Origin of the sequence: Vibrio sp. Vb0598 (genome assembly GCF_033338935.1) — a bacterium.
GTDB classification, from domain to species: domain Bacteria; phylum Pseudomonadota; class Gammaproteobacteria; order Enterobacterales; family Vibrionaceae; genus Vibrio; species Vibrio alginolyticus.
Genome location: NZ_JAWOTP010000002.1, coordinates 287,991 through 307,883, shown reverse-complemented (window position 1 = coordinate 307,883; position 19,893 = coordinate 287,991). Strand labels below are relative to the sequence as shown.

Annotated in this window: 12 protein-coding genes; 7 read left to right on the top strand and 5 right to left on the bottom strand. The window is 41.6% G+C overall.

Translation table 11 applies throughout. The features are described from left to right. Both R7Q38_RS03850 and R7Q38_RS03845 read left to right on the top strand, forming a co-directional pair. Positions 1–2,181, top strand: a complete 2,181-nt coding sequence (locus R7Q38_RS03850; protein WP_225496199.1) for a heparinase II/III family protein — start codon at positions 1–3, stop codon at positions 2,179–2,181. Between the two features lie 322 nt (positions 2,182–2,503). Next, the gene (locus tag R7Q38_RS03845) at positions 2,504–4,255 is read left to right on the top strand and encodes a polysaccharide lyase family 7 protein (protein WP_225496200.1); all 1,752 of its coding nucleotides are present in this window, start codon (positions 2,504–2,506) and stop codon (positions 4,253–4,255) included. Between the two features lie 469 nt (positions 4,256–4,724). Here R7Q38_RS03845 and R7Q38_RS03840 read toward each other — a convergent pair whose 3' ends face one another. Together R7Q38_RS03840 and R7Q38_RS03835 are read right to left on the bottom strand one after the other, a co-directional pair. After that, positions 4,725–6,290: a polysaccharide lyase family 7 protein gene (locus tag R7Q38_RS03840; protein ID WP_017634226.1), complete on the bottom strand. Its 1,566-nt coding sequence runs from the start codon at positions 6,288–6,290 to the stop codon at positions 4,725–4,727. 76 nt (positions 6,291–6,366) lie between these two features. After that, positions 6,367–7,140, bottom strand: a complete 774-nt coding sequence (locus R7Q38_RS03835) for an oligogalacturonate-specific porin KdgM family protein (RefSeq protein ID WP_017634227.1) — start codon at positions 7,138–7,140, stop codon at positions 6,367–6,369. A 569-nt stretch (positions 7,141–7,709) separates the two neighbouring features. Here R7Q38_RS03835 and R7Q38_RS03830 point away from each other — a divergent pair. Further along, a complete protein-coding gene (locus R7Q38_RS03830) occupies positions 7,710–9,455 on the top strand; it encodes a hypothetical protein (RefSeq protein ID WP_033906977.1) in 1,746 nt (581 codons plus the stop codon). A gap of 228 nt (positions 9,456–9,683) precedes the next feature. Here the strand turns inward: R7Q38_RS03830 and R7Q38_RS03825 are convergent, their stop codons facing one another. The 3 genes from R7Q38_RS03825 to R7Q38_RS03815 all read right to left on the bottom strand — a co-directional run bounded on the left by R7Q38_RS03825 (position 9,684) and on the right by R7Q38_RS03815 (position 13,120). Next, a complete protein-coding gene (locus R7Q38_RS03825) occupies positions 9,684–10,727 on the bottom strand; it encodes a polysaccharide lyase family 7 protein (protein WP_054578992.1) in 1,044 nt (347 codons plus the stop codon). A 197-nt stretch (positions 10,728–10,924) separates the two neighbouring features. Then, entirely contained in the window at positions 10,925–12,214 is a 1,290-nt protein-coding gene (locus tag R7Q38_RS03820; RefSeq protein ID WP_025998585.1) for an MATE family efflux transporter, read from the bottom strand. A gap of 189 nt (positions 12,215–12,403) precedes the next feature. Further along, positions 12,404–13,120 (bottom strand): FadR/GntR family transcriptional regulator, encoded by a 717-nt coding sequence (locus tag R7Q38_RS03815; RefSeq protein WP_017634231.1) that lies wholly within the window; start codon positions 13,118–13,120, stop codon positions 12,404–12,406. 560 nt (positions 13,121–13,680) lie between these two features. Between R7Q38_RS03815 and R7Q38_RS03810 the strand changes: the two genes are divergently transcribed. The 4 genes from R7Q38_RS03810 to R7Q38_RS03795 all read left to right on the top strand — a co-directional run bounded on the left by R7Q38_RS03810 (position 13,681) and on the right by R7Q38_RS03795 (position 19,588). Continuing rightward, positions 13,681–14,400, top strand: coding sequence for a FadR/GntR family transcriptional regulator (locus R7Q38_RS03810; RefSeq protein ID WP_005388529.1), 720 nt, complete (start codon positions 13,681–13,683; stop codon positions 14,398–14,400). Positions 14,401–14,541: 141 nt separating this feature from the next. After that, positions 14,542–16,404, top strand: a complete 1,863-nt coding sequence (locus R7Q38_RS03805) for a putative nucleotidyltransferase substrate binding domain-containing protein (protein WP_149192218.1) — start codon at positions 14,542–14,544, stop codon at positions 16,402–16,404. Beyond that, on the top strand, positions 16,404–17,120 hold the full coding sequence (locus R7Q38_RS03800; protein WP_005388533.1) for a 3'-5' exonuclease: 717 nt from the start codon (positions 16,404–16,406) through the stop codon (positions 17,118–17,120). The genes R7Q38_RS03805 and R7Q38_RS03800 overlap by 1 nt, the downstream gene beginning before the upstream one ends. A 686-nt stretch (positions 17,121–17,806) precedes the next feature. Then, positions 17,807–19,588 (top strand): sodium:solute symporter family transporter, encoded by a 1,782-nt coding sequence (locus tag R7Q38_RS03795; RefSeq protein WP_017634233.1) that lies wholly within the window; start codon positions 17,807–17,809, stop codon positions 19,586–19,588. The last annotated feature ends 305 nt before the right edge of the window (positions 19,589–19,893 follow it).

Genomic DNA, 19,893 nt, shown 5'->3' with positions numbered 1-19,893 from the left:
ATGAGCTACCAAACCCAGTCTTACCAACCGCTATTAATGAACTTTGAAGAAGCGGCAGAACTAAGCAAAGCACTTGGCACGGATAGCCTATTAGGAAATGCACTCGCACGTGACATCAAACAAACTGACGCTTACATGGCCGAGGTGGGTATTGAAGTTCCAGGTCACGGCGAAGGCGGCGGCTACGAGCATAACCGTCACAAGCAAAACTACATCCACATTGATCTAGCGGGTCGCCTATTCCTTATCACTGGCGAACAGAAATACCGTGATTACATCGTGGACATGCTAACGGCTTACGCGAAGGTTTACCCGACGCTAGAGAGCAACACCAGCCGCGACTCTAACCCTCCGGGTAAGATCTTCCACCAAACTCTTAACGAGAACATGTGGATGCTATACGCCTCTTGTGCGTACAGCTGCATTTACCACACGTTGGAAGAAGAGCAAAAAACACTGATTGAAAACGACCTGTTCAAACAAATGATTGAGCTGTTCGTAGTCACTTACGGTCACGACTTCGACATCGTACACAACCACGGTCTGTGGGCGGTAGCAGCAGTAGGTATCTGTGGTTACGCAATCAACGATCAAGATGCAGTAGACAAAGCGCTTTACGGCTTGAAACTGGACAAAGTGAGCGGCGGCTTCCTAGCTCAGTTAGACCAACTGTTCTCGCCAGATGGCTACTACATGGAAGGTCCTTACTACCACCGTTTCTCGCTGCGTCCAATCTACCTATTCGCAGAAGCGATTGAACGTCGTCAGCCTGAGCTTGGTATTTACGAATTCAACGACTCGGTCATCAAGACCACGTCTTACGCGGTATTTAAGACGGCATTCCCAGATGGTACTTTGCCAGCACTGAACGATTCATCGAAGACGATTTCGATCAATGATGAAGGCGTAATCATGGCAACGTCAGTATGTTTCCACCGTTACGAGCAGTCTGAAACGTTACTTGGCATGGCAGACCACCAACAAGACGTTTGGGTTCATATCTCAGGCAAAACATTGTCTGACGCGGTTGCAGCAACAGACAACATCAAACCATTCAACTGGGGAAGCCTATTCGTAACAGACGGCCCTGAAGGCGAAAAAGGTGGCGTAAGCATTCTTCGTCACCGTGACGAACAAGACGACGACCCCAATACCGCAGATACAATGGCGCTTATCTGGTTTGGTCAACACGGCAGCGATCACCAATACCACTCAGCGCTAGACCACGGTCACTACGATGGTCTGCACCTGAGCGTGTTTAACCGCGGTCATGAAGTGCTGCACGATTACGGCTTTGGTCGCTGGGTAAACGTTGAGCCTAAATTTGGCGGTCGTTACATCCCAGAGAACAAGTCTTACTGTAAGCAGACCGTCGCGCACAACACAGTAACGGTTGGCCAAAAGACACAAAACAACTTCGACACAGCGCTAGCAGAAACCAAGTTCGGTTCTAAGCACTTCTTCAAAGCTGATGACGAAAAACTGCAAGGCATGAGCGGTCGTATTTCTGGTTACTACAACGGTGTAGACATGCAGCGCAGCATCATTCTTGCTGAATTGCCAGAATTCGAAAAACCACTTGTGATTGATGTTTACCGCATCGAAGCAGATCAAGCGCACCAATACGATCTGCCAGTGCACTACTCTGGTCAAATCATCCGTACGGATTTTGAATACGACGTAGAAAGCACGCTGCGTCCAATGGGCGAAGACAACGGCTACCAGCATCTATGGAATGTGGGTTCAGGCCAAGTTGAAGGCAGCTCACTGGTAAGTTGGTTGCACGACAACAGCTACTACTCGCTAATCACAAGCGCAACAAACGGCGGCAAAGTGTTCTTCACTCGCACTGGCGCAAATGATCCAGACTTCAACTTGAAGAGCGAGCCAGCACTGATCCTACGTCAATCTGGTCAGAACCACGTGTTTGCTTCTGTATTAGAGACACACGGTTACTTCAACGAGTCTATCGAAGCATCGGTTGGCGCTCGTGGCCTAGTAGAGTCAGTAACCGTCGTTGGCAACAACGAAGTGGGTACCGTGATTCGTCTGCAAACCACCACAGGCAACGCTTACCACTTCGCTATCTGCAACCTAGACGAAGACAAGCAAAACGCGGCACATCGCGTTGAGTTCGACGGTGTGGCTTACACTTGGGAAGGCGCATTCGCACAAATTTAATCTTTAGCTAGTCACTAAAAATTAATGTAAAAATCGGGAACTAATTCAAAGCCGGACGTCATGTTCGGCTTTTTTTGATTGTTTACATGACTCTACATGAGCTTATCAATTAGCGTTTAATCATAGTAAAACCGTTAATAACTCTTAGGAAAAACAGACATAACTTAGCCTTACGCCTTATCAAAGACACCACTTATAGATATAGAACTCTTCTGAGATTTAATTAACACTTTTACTATTTAACTTATGACTAAAATACTCCCCAACAACACTAAAATGATATTGTATTACAAATATTAAATAGTGTAAGAGACGTACTACTGTGTTTATAAAATCAACTAAATTGCTTCTAATAAGCTTCTCTGGGCTTGGATTAATAGGGTGTGGAGGAAATACCGCCCCTACAAGCCAAGATGATAAACCAAATATTCCGCACCAAGAGCATGTAGCACCATACTCAATAGCAAAATTTCAAAACATATTGAGTAATTCAGATTTACAAGTATCAGATCCCAATGGGAAGGAGGGAAATAAAACCAGTGACGTCAAAAATGGAGCATTCTCGGATTATAAGAGTGACCACTTTTACGCAGAAAAGGATTCCAATTACCTTGTCTTTAAAATGTCGAACTACAAAATGCGCTCAGAAGTTCGTGAGCGAGAAAACTTCAACATTTCAGAACAAGGCGTCTTTAGAACTTTGTATGCAGATGTTCGATTACCAGAGATTAACCTTGCAATGGCTAGCTCCCCTGCAAACCATGATGAAGTCACTTTCCTGCAAATTCATAACAAAGGCACAGATACTTCTGGTACAGGTGCTATCCCACACCCTTTGTTACGAATCGTTTGGGAACAAGAACGAAACAGTATCACTGGTCATTACTGGGCGGTAGTAAAGAACAATGCCATAGATTGCAGTCTACCTTCTAGCGCATCAGATTGTTATGCAACATCATATGATCGTTATGACTTAGGAAAAGCCGATCTCAACGCATTCACGCGATTCGAAGTAAAAATCGGAGAAAACACATTAACCATTAAAGTGAACGATGAACAAAAGGTAAATGTAGATGTATCCTACTGGCAGCACCTCCTGAGCTACTTTAAAGCCGGAGTTTATAACCAGTTTGAAAACGGTGAAGCAAAGGTACAATTTAAGCAGTTAGGACTAACCAAAACTGACCATACTGATTCAATAGCCTGGAATATTGACGATTGGAAATTAACCATTCCTACAAGCAAAAATGATTGGTATGGTTTTGGCGGTGACAGCGCGGCTGAATTAGAGCCTGAGCGTTGTAATTCAAGTAAAGATCTTCTGTCTAACGAAGAGAGCGTTTACCAACGCGAGATTGATTTATCATACTTCAATGTTATTGACGGTAGCATGCATTTCCGCGCCGATATGGGTTACGGCACGTCAACGGCCAACTCCAGTTACATCCGTTCAGAATTGCGAGAGCTCTACATCAGTACTAACTCCCCGGATTGCAGCACCAGCGATGAAGAGACAAGTTGGTATATTGAAGATAGTCGTACCGGTGCAACTTCGCATACGCTAAACGCAACACTAAGAATTAACGAATACCCTAAAATCGACGGTCAATTACCAAAAGTCGTGGTAGGCCAGATACATGGTTGGAAAATCAGCCAAGCACTCGTGAAGCTACTTTGGGAAGGTGACAATAAGCCAGTCCGAGTTATTCTGAACGATAACTACAAACTTGATAACAACAAAGACTGTACTGATTGCAACGCATTCAGTGTTAAGCTTGGTACCTACGCGGTAAACGAAGACTGGCAATATACGATCCGTGCCGATAAGGAAGGACTGTTTTTAGCCACCTACGATGCAGATGGCAGTAATATGGTCTCGCACACACTGAAGTGGGGAGAAGCATACTCAGACACCGCTAACAACAAGTCCTATACTCTTACTGAAAGATGGGCGTCGCCTGATATTGCGTTTTACTTCAAAGCCGGAATTTACCCTCAGTTTAAACCTGATAATGCATATCGAGGAGAAATCTTTGATGTGAGCTTTAGTGCTTTGAGCACTCTTCATCAATAGTCATTTCAATCTCTTAGCAATAGGCTTGCTACTATGCTCTAAAGCAACGAACAAAGCTCATACTGCCGCCACGGGAAATTTATTTTCTCGTGGCCTCTTCTTTTAGAACACCACAATTCAACTCGCTTCACGCATAGTGTTTCCTTCTACGATAAATATATAAATCAACCTCCACTTAGGCAGCTTAAAAACAGCTTCTATAGTTTCATGAGATATTTATCTACCCTAACGCTGAGTTATTTTAAATTTAACCAATTAAACTACTCTAATATACATTCGCACTTAAAAATAAACATTGTCAGAAGATAAAAGCAATCAATAATTATTACCTATCTATAGTGATAAATTTTTAAATTAATTTATCTATGTCAATTAAAATAATATTTGAGCTGTTTTATTCTTCTATAGAAAAAAGCCCTCAGCTACAAAGCTGAGGGCAAAGGACTTCAATCAACTATAAGTGATAGAACTAGCCTTGGTACTTACCAAAAGATTGTTTTAATTTATAGAAAGTAGCTTGTGCGTAATCATCTGGATTACCGTACATATTCTGGTTATAGACACCGGCTTTAAAGTACATATATCTGCCACCTTCGTCATAGCCACTGTCACTCATATCGACGACTTGAACAACATCATCTTTACCATCACGTTTTACCGTAACTGTCATTGTGTTGCCTTTCACATCAATGATGTAGCTGAATTTTTCACCTAGCGCGATGCCATCGTCACCGATTTCACCAGTCATATCACCCACTAAGCTGTAGTAATCCTCTGTTCCAGTTTTGGTTTTTTCGTGAGCAAAGTAAACTGTACCTGTTGGTTGGTCTGGTAGCTTACGATAATAAAGACGAATTGGCTCATCATCTTTGTCATGAATCTGGCCGATAATAAAGCGGCCAACTTCATGCGACTGACCAGTTGTGGTTGCGTGGTCAATCTTCAGAGTCGCTTCAAGCGTACCGTCTACACCACCCGCTTCTTTTTGATCTTCAACTGGTGCAGAACTGAATACCCAGTTATTAGGATTTACACCTTTTGTGCTGTAAGACTTATCACCAGCACGAAGCATGGTACGTAACTCAGTTCGCGCGTATTTAGTGTTTTCAGAAGTTCGAGCGCCTTTCACATAGCTCTTGAATACCATTCCGCCATCATCTGCTGTGTAGAATATATCAGAGTGTTGGAAGCCGTTAGCCAAGTCCCACTCATCAATATCATCAGCACGACCATCTTTGTCATGGTCGAAAGGTGTCGTCAGTTTCCAACGTGTTAAGTCAAAGTTTTCACCCGGTGCATTTGTAGCGAGTGGCTCTTTCGGTAACGTAGGGTAAGGCATCGCTTTAGAAAGATCACACGTCACAGTCGTTTCACAAGGACGGACGATTGGTGCTCCAAAGTCGCCTTTACGATTCTTTTTGAGTAAATCCTTTTGTGCCTTTTGCTCCGCTTTCATTTGCGCAATCATAGCCGCTTCAGCGTTAACGACGTCATCAGTAATGATGTGACTTGCCGGACAGGCATTAATTCCGCAATTAACTGCAGCTAACTCAGTAACTGAGTTCCATTGGTTTTTGCTATTACCGTGGCCAACGTAACGAACATAGCGTGCTTTTACTGCAGGCTCAAACTGGAAGCGCTCTAAGCCAAGTGCACGACCAGAGCTTTGCGCACCCTCAATAACCGTCACCCAGTTTTCACCATCAGTACTAAACTGAACATCAAATTTGCTGACGCGTTCGTTACCTTTGCTGAACGAGGCTTGAATTGCGTCGAACTCATAAACCGAGCCGTAATCCAACATCGCCCACTCACCATCACCATTTGCTGACCAACGTGTCATAATATCTTGGTCAAACAACTGCTCTGGAACATTACCATCATGACTACTCGCCGTTATCGTAACGGGAGTCAGAATATCAGCACCAGTTTCTTGGTTGTTTGGAAATGGATCTACCATGGTCGTCGTACTATTACAGCCCACAGCAAGTAAAATAGAAGAAGCTAACAAGCTTTTGAAGAAAATATGCTTCATGTAATCTAACACCTACAATATAAAAATGAATTAACAGCTCTTTTGCTGTAACAACAATTAGGCAATAACACTCGGGTTAAAAGCTGTATTTAAGGCCAAGGCGTGTTCTCAATTGGCGGTCATCCGTGGTTGAACCATCCTTACCTTTGACATTCCACAATTCAAAGTAAGGACGGAAATCTCCCATTTGGTAACCAACAATTAAGCCAGCATCCCACTCAGAATCTTTCCAATCAGATAAACGCACTTCGTCATAGTTTTTGTTGTAGTTGATCTCATAGCTCAGCTTGACGTTATCAAGGTACTCGTTATCAAACTGACGCATATCGTAAGAGCCTGTCAGTGTCCACTTACCTTGTTCAACTGTTTTCCCAGCAACGCTTACCGAAGTACCATCCGTTAGTGTTTTGTTACCTGCACCATCTGAATAAACTTGAAATTCGTGTCGGTAACGTAAAGCGGTACTTAAGCCAAAAGAGGATTTGTAACCAACACGAACTTGTGGTTTATAAGTGGTTTTTTCGTCATCATCACCAAAAGTAATAGGCATCCCTGGTTGGATAAACCATTGTTTATTTATTTGGTAGCGAACTCCCCAATCAAACTCAGAATCACCAGCAACGAGTTGATCCCAAAAATGCGAGTTGTCGTAACTATGGAATTTTTGTTCAACACCAAAGTTCAGTTTGGTCTGATCGTTAATTTTAGAACTACCACTAATTTTGATACGTTGGGCATAAGTTTCACTCTCATGCTTATATTCTGCGCGATAGTCTAAAGTTGCTGCGGAAACCGCTCCCGCCATTAATGTGGAAGCAACGAATAGGGACATTGTTGTAACTGCTTTCATGATTATATCTCTCTGTATATATTTTTGGGATACCACTTAAATCCCTGGATTTGATTCAACACTATTGAATTAATGTATGACAAATACTAGTTAATTCATCATGAGAGTTCTGTGATATTAATCATGTAAGTGCCCCTCAACTGACAATTTGTATTATTATATATTCAAAAGTGTTAGCTATGTCTGATTCTAAAACGACCTTTGTAGACATCACTTACAGAGAAATGTTTTAACTCGTTTCATATGATAAAGAAGAAGATTAAAAAAATATAAACAACAATAACTTCAATGGCTTAAAATCAAAAATCTTGATGTAAAATCAAATTTCTTTCCTAAATCACCTTTAGTTTTTGCTGTTCCTCTATAAAGAAAGCTGTCAACCTCATAAAGGTTCAGCTCTTATTGATGTTGATATTCAACTATTTTGTGTGACTTATTCATCACTTCAGTGAGCAATCATTGTATCTAGTGTGAGTCGGATCATTCTATTGATAAAACCATCTAGATGACAGAAATTATTTGTCTAACAATATTACATAAATAAAAACACATAGAAGTGAGTACCTACCATGCAAGTAACAAAAATTGCAGCAGCAATTGCTATTTCCACAGGTTTGTTAACCGGATGTAACACTGATTTAAGGGATGCACCATCGGCTCCCCCACCAACAGAAACTGAGTCTGAGTTGAGCCAAGGTATGTGGGATATTTCAACACCAGCCACTGTGGCGAAATCCGATGATGAGCACGACCTGCCAAACGTCTATGTCTTTGAAGACGGTACGCAAAAGTATTATAACGATGATGATAACTTCGGTACTTACACAATCTACACTTCAACTTATACCGAAGATAAAGATACAGAGACGCTTACATTCAACCTTTATGACGAGAGCGATCTAGGTAACCCTACCGAGTTAACAGGGACTTATGAAGTTTCAAACGGCATGTTAACCATCTCAGGAACAAATGACGGAAACTTCACCGGTAACGATGAATCAGAAAACGATGCGGTGAAAGATGCAGTTGCAGCGGCAAATAATGACGCTGGCGATAACAACGTCGTACAAATTTTGGATACCAATAAAGGTGGAACAGAAGAAGACACCGGTGAGTTACGAATCAAGCTGTCTGATTCAACGAGTGTTTCAGAAATTTCAACAGGCCGACTAACTGTAGACCTAACTTACCAGCATCATGAAGAAACAGAACAGGAAGCCGACGGTTCTGGTGACAATGCTTACATCTCATTTTATGCAGCAAAAACCTCGAATTCCAACTTGCATGGCGAAGTGGCATTTGAAAACGGCAAAATCAAATACCGCGATGCAAGTGGAAACTTGACGGAAACAGGCGACACGTTTGAGTTAGGTGAAAACCTCGCGATAGAAGTCAGTTGGATAGAAAACTTCTTCTCTTTTTCGGTTAACGGTAAACAAATAGGTGAAATGTTACCTGTCGCTGATGGCACCGCTGTAACCTATGTATCACTGAGACTAGGTGATAATGGCAACACTACAAACTTTGAATTAAATGCAGACAACTTGAAGATTTACTCTAGTGATTCGGGCTCTGAAGTGTTGGTTCTAGAAGAGGATTTTGACAACTACATTCCAGGCTTAGACCTCGCGACAATTTACAACAGTGCATCAAGCGAAGCGGTTGTCATTTCAGACGGAAGTTCTAATCCTGATAAACCGTCAGAAGACGTGAGTGAAAACTTTGACTCATACCCAGTAGGAACAAATATCAGTTCAGCAAACTCTAGTTGGAAAGAATACAATACGGTTGCTGATGACTCCTCCACCTTGACGTCCGTGGCTGTAGTAAGTGATGACGTATCAAAGAGCGGCGCTAACTCTCTGCTAATATCCGACACAGATACGACCAACAAACCATACGTTACGCGCGAGTTTTCAAACGGAGCAACATCAAACGGTAGCGTGTCATTCGATGTTTACATTCCGTCAGACAACGAAAAAACTACATACATTAATGTTGGCTCAGGTAAAAACAACTCAGATCGTTACTACGAATTGAGAATTTCGGGCAGCGGTAAAGTTGAAGCCGAAGCAGGATCAGATGACGTAGAAATAGGCACTATTACGACTGACGCTTGGAACTCAATGTCCCTAGCTTGGGATGGTGATGAGATTAACGTTTCTATTAATGGAAAAACGGTTGATGCGCCAAGCCAGTCCGAAACAGGCTTAGACGCAACGAATACACCATCACAGCTAACTATTTACGTAGGGGACACAAGTGGTGCTTCAACAAAAGCATATTTCGATAACATCGATTCAAAGCAACTCTAGTGTTATTTTGTAGCACTTGATACTAGGCCAGGCTTTCGAGCCTGGCTTTATTTTTTTACCTCTTAAGAAGAACAAAATTCAACACAATACTCTAAATTCAAGCCAGTCCCAGTGATTGCTTGCTCTATCTTGTTTCTTACCTTTTAAAGAATTCCACTGAAAACAAAAGCCTCATCAAATCGATGAGGCTTAAGTAGAAATCGAGTAGCTCTTAGTTTTCTATTAGTTTCAATTTTGATTTAGCTTGAGCTTAGAAAATGTCACGCTGTTATAGTCACCGTTTTTCTTGTCGACTGAAAAATCACCGGTGCCCGCACATCCTGTACCCCACACAGGGTGAGACTCACTGACGCTACATTGACCATAAGCTCCTGCTTTAAAATAGAACATGTCTTCTGCATAGCCATGCTCAAAGTCCTTACTATCAATCCCCTTACTGAGATCTATGGAATAAGTCACTGTCTCGTGGCGTTCTGTTTCAAACGTCAAGTTCATCATAGTTCCTTGAACTTCTATCTTGTAGCTGAACTCTTCACCAAGAGCGATACCTGCTTGGCCTGGTTCTTCAAGGTTATCCCAAGTATTTCCCCATACTGGATATGCAATATCAATACGATTTGGATCTTCCTTCGCTAGGTTACGCTCGTAGTTCCAAAATACAGAGCCCATTTTGTGTTCTGGGAATTTTTTATAGAAGATTTTAATGGGTTCATTTCCATGTCCATAACCTTTACCCTCTTTTATTCTTGCATCAATTTTTTTCGCGTGGATTTGACCGACAACAACAGAATGAGCAGGCCCTTTTTCTGGAAATTTGGCGTGTTCAGAAACATGGTTCACTTTCAAGGTCGCTTCCAACGTTCCACCTACGCGACTGTGTTTAGCAGCCTGAGGGTGGCTCGATAAAGCCCAATGGTTTGCTAAATCATCGGTTTGAATAGAAAAGTCAGCGCCACGAGGCATTTCACGTAGTTCAGAGCGAGCATTCTTCGAGTTTTTTGTCGTTACCGCTTTATTCTGCACTTCAAACACCAAGTTGCCTTCTTCGTTCAAGAAGAAGAAGTCTTTGTGTGAATAACTCAGCATCGCCACACCCTCGATTTCGTCCACTTTTCCGTCTTCATTGATATCGGAAGGAATAGTGATCTTCCAGTTTCGCATATCAAATTTATCGGCAGGGACTGGATAATCAACGCCATTATTTAAATCAGAAGCGATAGCAAGAGTTGGTAAGGTAACAGCCATTGCGGCTACGAGTAGATTGAGTTTCATGTTCAAACCTTATTATATGTAATATTGTCATACATATAATAAGGTTTGCAACGGAATGATTCGAGGAAAGAAGTTATGATGTGCTCTATTGATCACAATTTATAAACTCGATAAACCCCAAAATGATAAGCTAGACATACTCCTCTTTAGTCCATAGCATCTACGAATATTTTCGACCTAATCCAATAGTCATAGAATCAATCGTACATTAGCTTGTCTGCCTTATTAATATCGAAATCTTTCAGAGACTTACGTGCTAAATGCCTAAATGGCCATGCCTTAACAATTTCTTCAAACGGCATGATTGCAAACACCCAAAACACTGAAAGGTCCAAGTATAAAATCATCAAAGCACATAACGGTATTGAGATTACCCACTGACCGGTAAAGTTAATCTTAAACACCTCCGTTGTTTTACCTAACGCTCTCAAAATATGACCATGAACGGTGTTATAGCCACGTACTATCGGTAGCAGTATGTAAAGTGGAGCAATCGCGGATAACGCTTTGTAAGTACTCGGGTCTAAGTCGGGATACAAATCAGGAAGAACGAAACTAAGTGCAAAAAAGAAAAATGCTGAAACGAACGAGATCATCACGGCCATATCAATACTAATATCGACATTGTTACGCAGCTCATCCATTTTTCTTGATCCAATTGCTTGGCTAATCGTGATTGCCGATGAATGCGCCCAAGCAGTAATGAACTGAGTACCCGCTTTGATCCAAGGCATCACGATAGTCATAGCGACATAAGCATTTAAGGTCAGTTGCGAGTACAGCAACATGTATATCGTTGCGCCAGTTTGTAACATTGTGACGTTCGCCGCGACGGGGAAAATCTCTTTAAAATGCTTATGTATATTGCTTTTCAATGACGCATCAAGCTTCTTAATAGACAAGATGATAGAATCATCAAGCTTAATGCACATGGTTAAATATAACAGCCGAATACTAATAGCAACCAAACTACCCGCCGCGGCGCCTTGAACGCCAATACCTTCAAAATTAGTCAGGCCGTGAATCAGAACATAAGACATCGCCACGTTGACTGGCAATTCAATCAAATAGCCTTTAAATGGAACTTTGGTCCGTCCAAGCGCATTGAACACCGCAATCATAACCTGAGTAATGGCATTGAATATGACGATGAACTTAGCAATTGCAAGGTAGCATTTTGTCTCCGCATAGAGATCAACGTTATCCGTCAACTTACTGATTAATGCTTCATCAAAGACAGTAATCAACAGCCAGAATAAGGATGCGACTAGAACGTTGATAACTAAAGCTGCCCAGAAACCTTTATTTAACGATAGATAATGACCAGAGCCTACGGCACGGCTAAGTACCAATTGAGACCCATTTGCTAGAGCCATTTGGATACCTAAAACGAAAGAAACTATTGTTGTAGCAATCCCCATAGCAGCAAGTGAAACTTCACCTAATGGAGTAACAAGCAGCGTATCAATCATAAGCATTGATTGCATCAACAAAGCATTAAGAGCGAGCGGCCAAGCAAGAGATAAATTTTTCTTTATATATGGTTGGGAAAACATTAGTAAACCTTTGTAATGAGGTTAAACGTTTAAACTAAAGAGCTCGGTCATTAGGCAAAGTTCATGACAAAAAGAAACGACAGAAAAATCTTTTTAGTCAATAAAGGTGTACGCAAGCTCTTAACTATTCACGGCGTCGGAAAGCCTCTGATTCTCATCATTTAACAGCGTTTGAGAGGCTAAACGAGCTTGAAATGAGTTTCCGACCATAATTGCATCATAAATTGCACGGTGCTCATTAAGGCAGAACCTCCCTCCTTCAACTGACTTGTCAATAAACACCTTAAATATGGTCGAAAGTATATTGCTGAAGGGAACGTAGAATTGATTATCGGTACAAAGGAATATCGTTTGATGAAACAAATGATCGTTAGCAATCCACTCATCATAATCGTGACATCGTGCTGCCATCGTCATTCTTTGAAATACAATTGACAACAGCTTTCTTTGCTCAGCATTGGCATTTTGGGCTGCCAGCGCACACGCCTCTGGTTCTATGGCTTTACGCAATCCTAAAAACTGAGATAGAAACGGCTTAGTATCTTCTAAATCTTGGATCCACTCTAAGAGTTGAGGATCAAGAAAATGCCAATAGTTTCTTGGTAGTACCGTAGTTCCAACTTTTGGTTTAGAGATAATTAAGCCTTTAGCAGACAGCAACTTCGTCGACTCTCGTAGTGCTGTCCGACTAACACCAAACAACTTACACAGTTCTATTTCACTCGGGAGCTTCTCATTTTGACTTAATTCTCCTGACAATATTTTGCGAGAAATCTGTCTTGCTACTTGTACATGTATCTTGTGATTTGAATTCCCGAGAAGTGAAAACTCTGCCATCTATATTCCTCATTGCCAGCAGCCTAAACGACTTGTTTAGCTAATAATTAGAAAAGGCCAAATGAAACACGCTTTGAAGGCGGAGACTTTCTGTGTAAATGTAAAGCACTGTTATTTAGCGTCTAAAATCTAACGATCTTATGAATATGATTTTTACTCGCGAGGTATATTGGCCAAACTCAATATTGAATGGTCGAGTAGTAACATCATGCACACCGATCTTTAGTATATAATAATACAATATCACTTTATTTAACAAGAAACCTGACCTTCTATTCAAATTGTGTGCTGTGTATTGAAAATCAGTGAGTACAATAAGTAGGCGCGACTAGAGTTAACTAACATATTGAGCTAACAAATAAATAAGGAATGATGTAAGAATCGGTGGCCTCATCTGTTATACGCTAAGTATCATAATCATGAAGGCTTCATAAAGCAGTCGGAGATTCAAAATGGATTTGTGAAGACAGCTGTTATTACGTAAACATCTTCTTGGTGAGCTACACTTTGGATGATATAGTCCAAGCTTAAATAATACAATTTTAACGATAAGTGATTTTATGTCTGGTGAATTTCATTCTATCTCCGGTTCCAAGCGCAGCTTACATGTACAAGTAGCTCGCGAAATTGCTCGTAGCATTTTGTCAGGCAAGATCCCTCAAGGGTCCATTCTTCCAGGAGAAATGTCCCTGTGTGAACAGTTTGGTATCAGTCGCACAGCTTTGCGTGAAGCCGTAAAACTTTTAACATCAAAAGGTTTACTCGAGTCACGTCCAAAAGTTGGTACTCGAGTCATCAACCGAGCGTACTGGAACTTTTTAGACCCACAATTAATTGAATGGATGGACGGTCTAACAGAGATAGATCAGTTCTGTCATCAATTTTTGGGGTTACGACGCGCTATAGAGCCTGAAGCTTGTGCACTCGCAGCGAAAAATGCCACTGCGGAACAGCGAATTCAGCTATCAGAAGCATTCCAAGATATGTTGGAAGTCGCTAAAGCAGACGAACTGGACAAAGCGCGCTGGATGGATGTAGATATTCGTTTCCATAGCATTATTTTTAACTCAACCGGAAACGACTTTTTCTTACCGTTTGGGCATGTTCTGACTACAATGTTCATTAACTTTATTGCTCACTCATCTGAGGAAGGCAATACGTGCATCGAAGAACATCGTGAGATTTATGAAGCAATAATGGCAGGCAATGCTGAAAAAGCACGTCAAGCTTCGGCTAACCACTTGTTGGAGTCAAAACATCGCTTACCCGAAGCCAGTTAAGCTTGGGCTTGGGCGATCTAATAACTAGGCAAAAGCACGCATCTCGCGTGCTTTTTTAATTTCGTTTCCTCCAATTCTTTATGGCACACCATCAATATTTTGATATATAGTAATACAAATGTATTTTGAGAATGTTGTGTTATGACCGACTCGCTACTGCCAAATATCATACAGTTTATCAGCCAGATTGATCCGTTTGACAAGGTACCTAAAGGTGCACTTCGCGAGCTTGCTTCATCTGTTAAGATCACTTATTTAAGCAAGGGGGATGTTGTTGATCAATGTTCTTCTAAGAACGAAAAGTCACTTTATATTATTAGAACTGGCTCTATCGAACAGCGTAAATCTGATGGCATATTGAGAGCTAAACTTGGTCCGGAAGATTTGTTTGGCTTCACTTTTCTTGGTAACGAAGTCGAAAGCGGGAAAGAATACAAAGCAATTGCAATCGAAAATTCATTAGTTTATGTAATTCCAAATGCTGCGCTGAAAAAGTTGTGCACTTCTCATCCTGAATGTGCTGAACATTTTGCATCACAAGCTCAGGTACGGCTAAAGTCAGCATTAGATGTCGTGTGGTCTAACAAAGAAAAAGGGTTGTTTATTCGGCGTGTAGAGGAAGTTGCTAGTGGTCGAGTTGCAATTGTAACCGCTGAGCAATCCATTCAGTCAGTCGCCAACGAGATGATCGATAAGTGCTCTCCCTGCGCTGTCGTTTATCGTGATAATAAAATAGTTGGACTGATTACCGACCGAGATATGACAAAGCGAGTCATCGCTAAAGGATTAAGCATCTCAACACCAGTCGTCGAAGTCATGTCGCCTGATCCTAAAACAATTCATCCTGACGATTTAGTTCTGCATGCTGCCTCCATTATGATGCAGCACAACATAAGAAATTTACCCCTAGTCAAAGACAATAACGTCGTTGGCGTTTTGACAACAACGCACTTGGTTCAAAACCATCGAGTCCAAGCAATATTTTTAATTGAAAAGATCAAATATGCTGGCAGTGTCAAAGCTTTGTCTAGTTTTACGTCTGAGCGCCAAGCTATTTTTGAAGCATTAGTCGAAGGACGGGTTTCACCAGAAATCATTGGTAAAGTGATGACCATGATTATGGATGCGTACACTCGTAGGTTAATACAAATAGCCATTGATAAGTTGGGAACACCTCCCTGTGACTTCTCTTGGATTGTGGCAGGCTCTCATGCTCGCCAAGAAGTACATATGCTGTCAGATCAAGATAGCGCCATCGTATTAGATGATTCGGCAACAGATAACGACCGTATCTACTTCAAACATTTAGCAATGATAGTAAGTAATGGTCTGAATAAATGTAACTATCCATTGTGTCCAGGGAAATTTATGGCAGCGACCCCTAAATGGTGCCAGCCTCTCTCTGTTTGGAAAAAGTACTATAAGAAATGGGTGGCAAATCCTGAATACGAGCGCCTCCTCAATATCAGTGTCTTTTTAGAAATCCGAACCGTTTATGGAAACAAAGACTTTGAACAGATACTCCGCGATGAGCTTCACTCTAACATCAACGCTAATAGAGAATTCCTTACGATGTTAGTTAACGATGCGGTGAAAACAAACCCACCGCTAGGAATATTCAATAGCCTAGTATTACAAAAATCGGGAGAGAACAAGAAAACGCTCGACGTAAAAAAATACGCGATTAATCTAATCATTGATCTTGCAAGGATTTATGGTCTTGCAGTTGAATGTGACCTCACTGCAACTGATGAGCGTTTTAAAGCAGCTAACGAAAAAGGGCTGCTCAGCCATGACGCGTACAAAAATATAATAAACGCATATCAATTCATCTTGTCGTTTCGATTTGCCCATCAATTAGAAGCACTAAAAAGTGGAGATGAGCCAAATAACCACATTGACCCCAATACGTTCGGTAGTTTTGAACGTCAACATTTAAAAGACGCGTTCCGCATCATTGCAGATCTACAAGAAGTCGCCAAACTCCGTTTTGGGAGCCGATAATGAAGCGCTTACTTGAGTACTTTCATCCATTGACACGAAAAAATCGTCAGAGACAAAAGCACTGTAAAAAGAAGCACATCCCTCTTTATCTTAAAAAGCTGCTTCGCTCGCCAAATCTGGACGTAAATCAACGAGCTTTTGACACTGAGTTCATCGTTCTTGATCTTGAAACAACTGGCTTAGACAGTGAGGAAGAAGTCATTCTTTCCATGGGCTGGGTAGAGATTCGACAAGGCCATATTGACTTAGCAACAAGCCAACACCTTTATGTACATAGCGACTCAAAAATTAAGCCCGAAACCATAGTTGTTAACCATATTACCCAACAAATGCTGACTGATGGAATCTCTATTCATGAAGCAATGCGGACATTCTTTAAAGCAGCAGAAAACAAAGTTATTGTTGCGCACGGATGTATAGTAGAAACTAGCTTTATTAATCAATATTTACAGCGAGTTTTCAACATAAAAGAGTTGCCGCTCATTTGGATAGACACCTTGCGAATAGAAAAAAGGTTACAAAGAGCTATCAATGCTTCCGATGAATCAGATGTGACTCTAGCAGCGACAAGGGAACGTTACGGGTTACCCGCTTACAACGGCCATAATGCACTTGCAGATGCAATTGCAACTGCAGAGTTACTATTAGTTCAACAAACCCGTATCGCACCTCAGACAAAAGCGACAGTCGGGCCCCTTTACCGACTTAGCCTGTAATCATCCAGATCACAGGCCTACTTGCTAAACATGTTCTCTATCACAATTTGGTATCATCAGCATTTACCTTAATTAATAATACAATATCATTAATGGGGTCGGCGTTAGCTAAATGCAGCGAATAGCCATTGTCACTTGCCAACATCAGAGCGAGTGTAAACTGATTAGTTGCTCCATATCATAACTACATTTTAGAGAGCTTAGCATTGCATGTGCGCAATGATTGTCGAAGATCTAGCAGCGTTACATAAACAACCGAATTCAGGTGATGTCCCCTCGAACGTAATCTGCAGTGGTTAGTAATCATGTAAAGCCGCTGTTGCGAACTTCAGCCGACAGCTCGCGGTACTAGTACCGTTTGGCCCATGCAGTACAGGCTTGCATGGGCTTTTTTTTAACAATCCTACATCAATCGATGTTATATCCCTCTGCCAGATATGCATAAATCCGCGTCCATTCTTATTAGAGGACTTAAGATTCTTTATAAGTATATTCATAGAACCCATACCTAAACTCGACACTTTTAGCAGCTTCAGAGAAAAGCAATATCTGACACCGATCACTTGTATGATTAATTAAAGGGTTTATTACGCCTTACTGGTCACGATTTTGAGTTATTGTACTACAAATAAGAGGGGCGAACGTTACTATTACTTAGGACAATAAACTACTTCAAAGGTCTAAAGATGGAACTCAATACTCTCATTGTGGGCATCTATTTTCTATTCTTAATCGCAATAGGTTGGATGTTCAGAACTTTTACTAGTACTACAAGCGACTACTTCCGAGGTGGCGGCAACATGCTTTGGTGGATGGTTGGAGCAACGGCGTTTATGACTCAATTCTCTGCTTGGACATTTACTGGCGCCGCTGGTAAAGCCTACAATGATGGTTTTGCTGTCGCTATTATTTTCCTTGCAAACGCGTTTGGTTACTTCATGAACTTCGCTTACTTTGCACCGAAATTTCGTCAGTTACGCGTCGTAACTGTCATAGAAGCCATTCGTATGCGTTTTGGTACAACAAACGAACAAGTATTTACTTGGTCTTCGATGCCAAACAGTGTTGTCTCTGCAGGTGTATGGCTTAACGCCCTTGCTATTATAGCTTCAGGTATTTTTGGTTTTGATATGACAGCAACCATCTGGATTACCGGTTTAGTTGTACTTGCGATGTCGGTAACTGGCGGCTCTTGGGCGGTTATCGCCTCCGATTTCATGCAAATGGTCATCATCATGGCGGTAACGATCACATGTGCAGCCGTTGCTATTGTTCAAGGTGGTGGAGTTACTGAAATTATCTCTAACTTCCCAGTCGCAGAAAGTGGCAGCTTTGTTGCAGGTAACAACCTGAACTACTTAAGCATCTTTAGTATTTGGGCGTTCTTTATCTTCGTTAAGCAGTTCTCTATTACAAACAATATGTTGAACTCTTACCGTTACCTAGCTGCAAAAGACTCTAAAAATGCAAAAAAAGCAGCTTTGCTAGCATGTGTATTGATGCTGGGTGGAGTTTTCATTTGGTTCATGCCTTCTTGGTATATTGCAGGCCAAGGTGTTGATTTAGCGGCAGCTTATCCAGATGCTGGTAACAAAGCAGGCGACTTCGCGTACCTATACTTCGTTCAAGAGTACATGCCAGCAGGTATGGTTGGACTTCTGGTCGCTGCAATGTTTGCTGCTACGATGTCCTCTATGGACTCTGGTCTTAACCGCAATTCAGGTATTTTCGTAAAGAACTTTTATGAACCGATCGTTCGTAAGGGCCAAGCATCAGAGAAAGAGCTAGTCGCTGTTTCTAAAGCAACATCGGCGGTATTTGGCGTTGCAATTATTCTAATCGCGCAGTTTATAAACTCTCTAAAAGGTCTGAGTCTATTCGACACTATGATGTACGTTGGTGCGCTCATCGGATTCCCAATGACAATTCCAGCGTTTTTAGGCTTCTTTATCAAGAAAACTCCAGACTGGGCAGGTTGGGGAACTCTAGTTGTGGGTGGCATCGTTTCCTACCTTGTTGGGTTTGTTATCACAGCTGATATGGTGTCATCGGCGTTTGGCCTTGAGGAGTTGACTAGCCGAGAATGGTCTGATGTGAAAGTAGCAATAGGTCTAATCGGACACATGACACTAACTGGTGGCTTCTTCATGTTGTCGACTCTATTCTACAAGCCTCTAACTGACAAACGTCAAGCAGATGTCGATAAGTTCTTTGAAAACCTATCAACGCCTCTTGTAGCGGAATCAGTGGCACAGAAAAAACTCGATAACAAGCAACGTCAAATGCTGGGTAAACTTATCGCGGTCGCAGGTATAGGTGTCATGTTTATGGCTCTGCTACCTAACCCAGTATGGGGGCGCTTAGTGTTTATTCTATGTGGTGCCATCGTCGGAGGTGTTGGTCTACTACTTGTAAAAGCTGTGGATTCAAGCGCTGAACAAGCCTCTGAACCTGTGACAGAAAGTTAAATCTCTTATTCTAATAAACGCGGCTATTCTTTGGCCGCGTTTTTTAATTCTAAGTTCCCAGTACGAACACTTCACCCTTTTACGAAGACATATCATCTTGTCTAGGGTTATCGAATTGCAGCTTTATTTTGTCATTCGATAAGGCTAAACCAGAACGTGATAATCTGATCGAGTTAAAAGTGCAGCCTACCTTGCTTAAGTAAACGCCCCAAAGCCATCCAAATATCTGATGAAGTAAAGATCTCGGCTCGTATACTTTGTTACCGCTTCGTGATTTAGACTCGCTAGTCCTTTACATCACCACC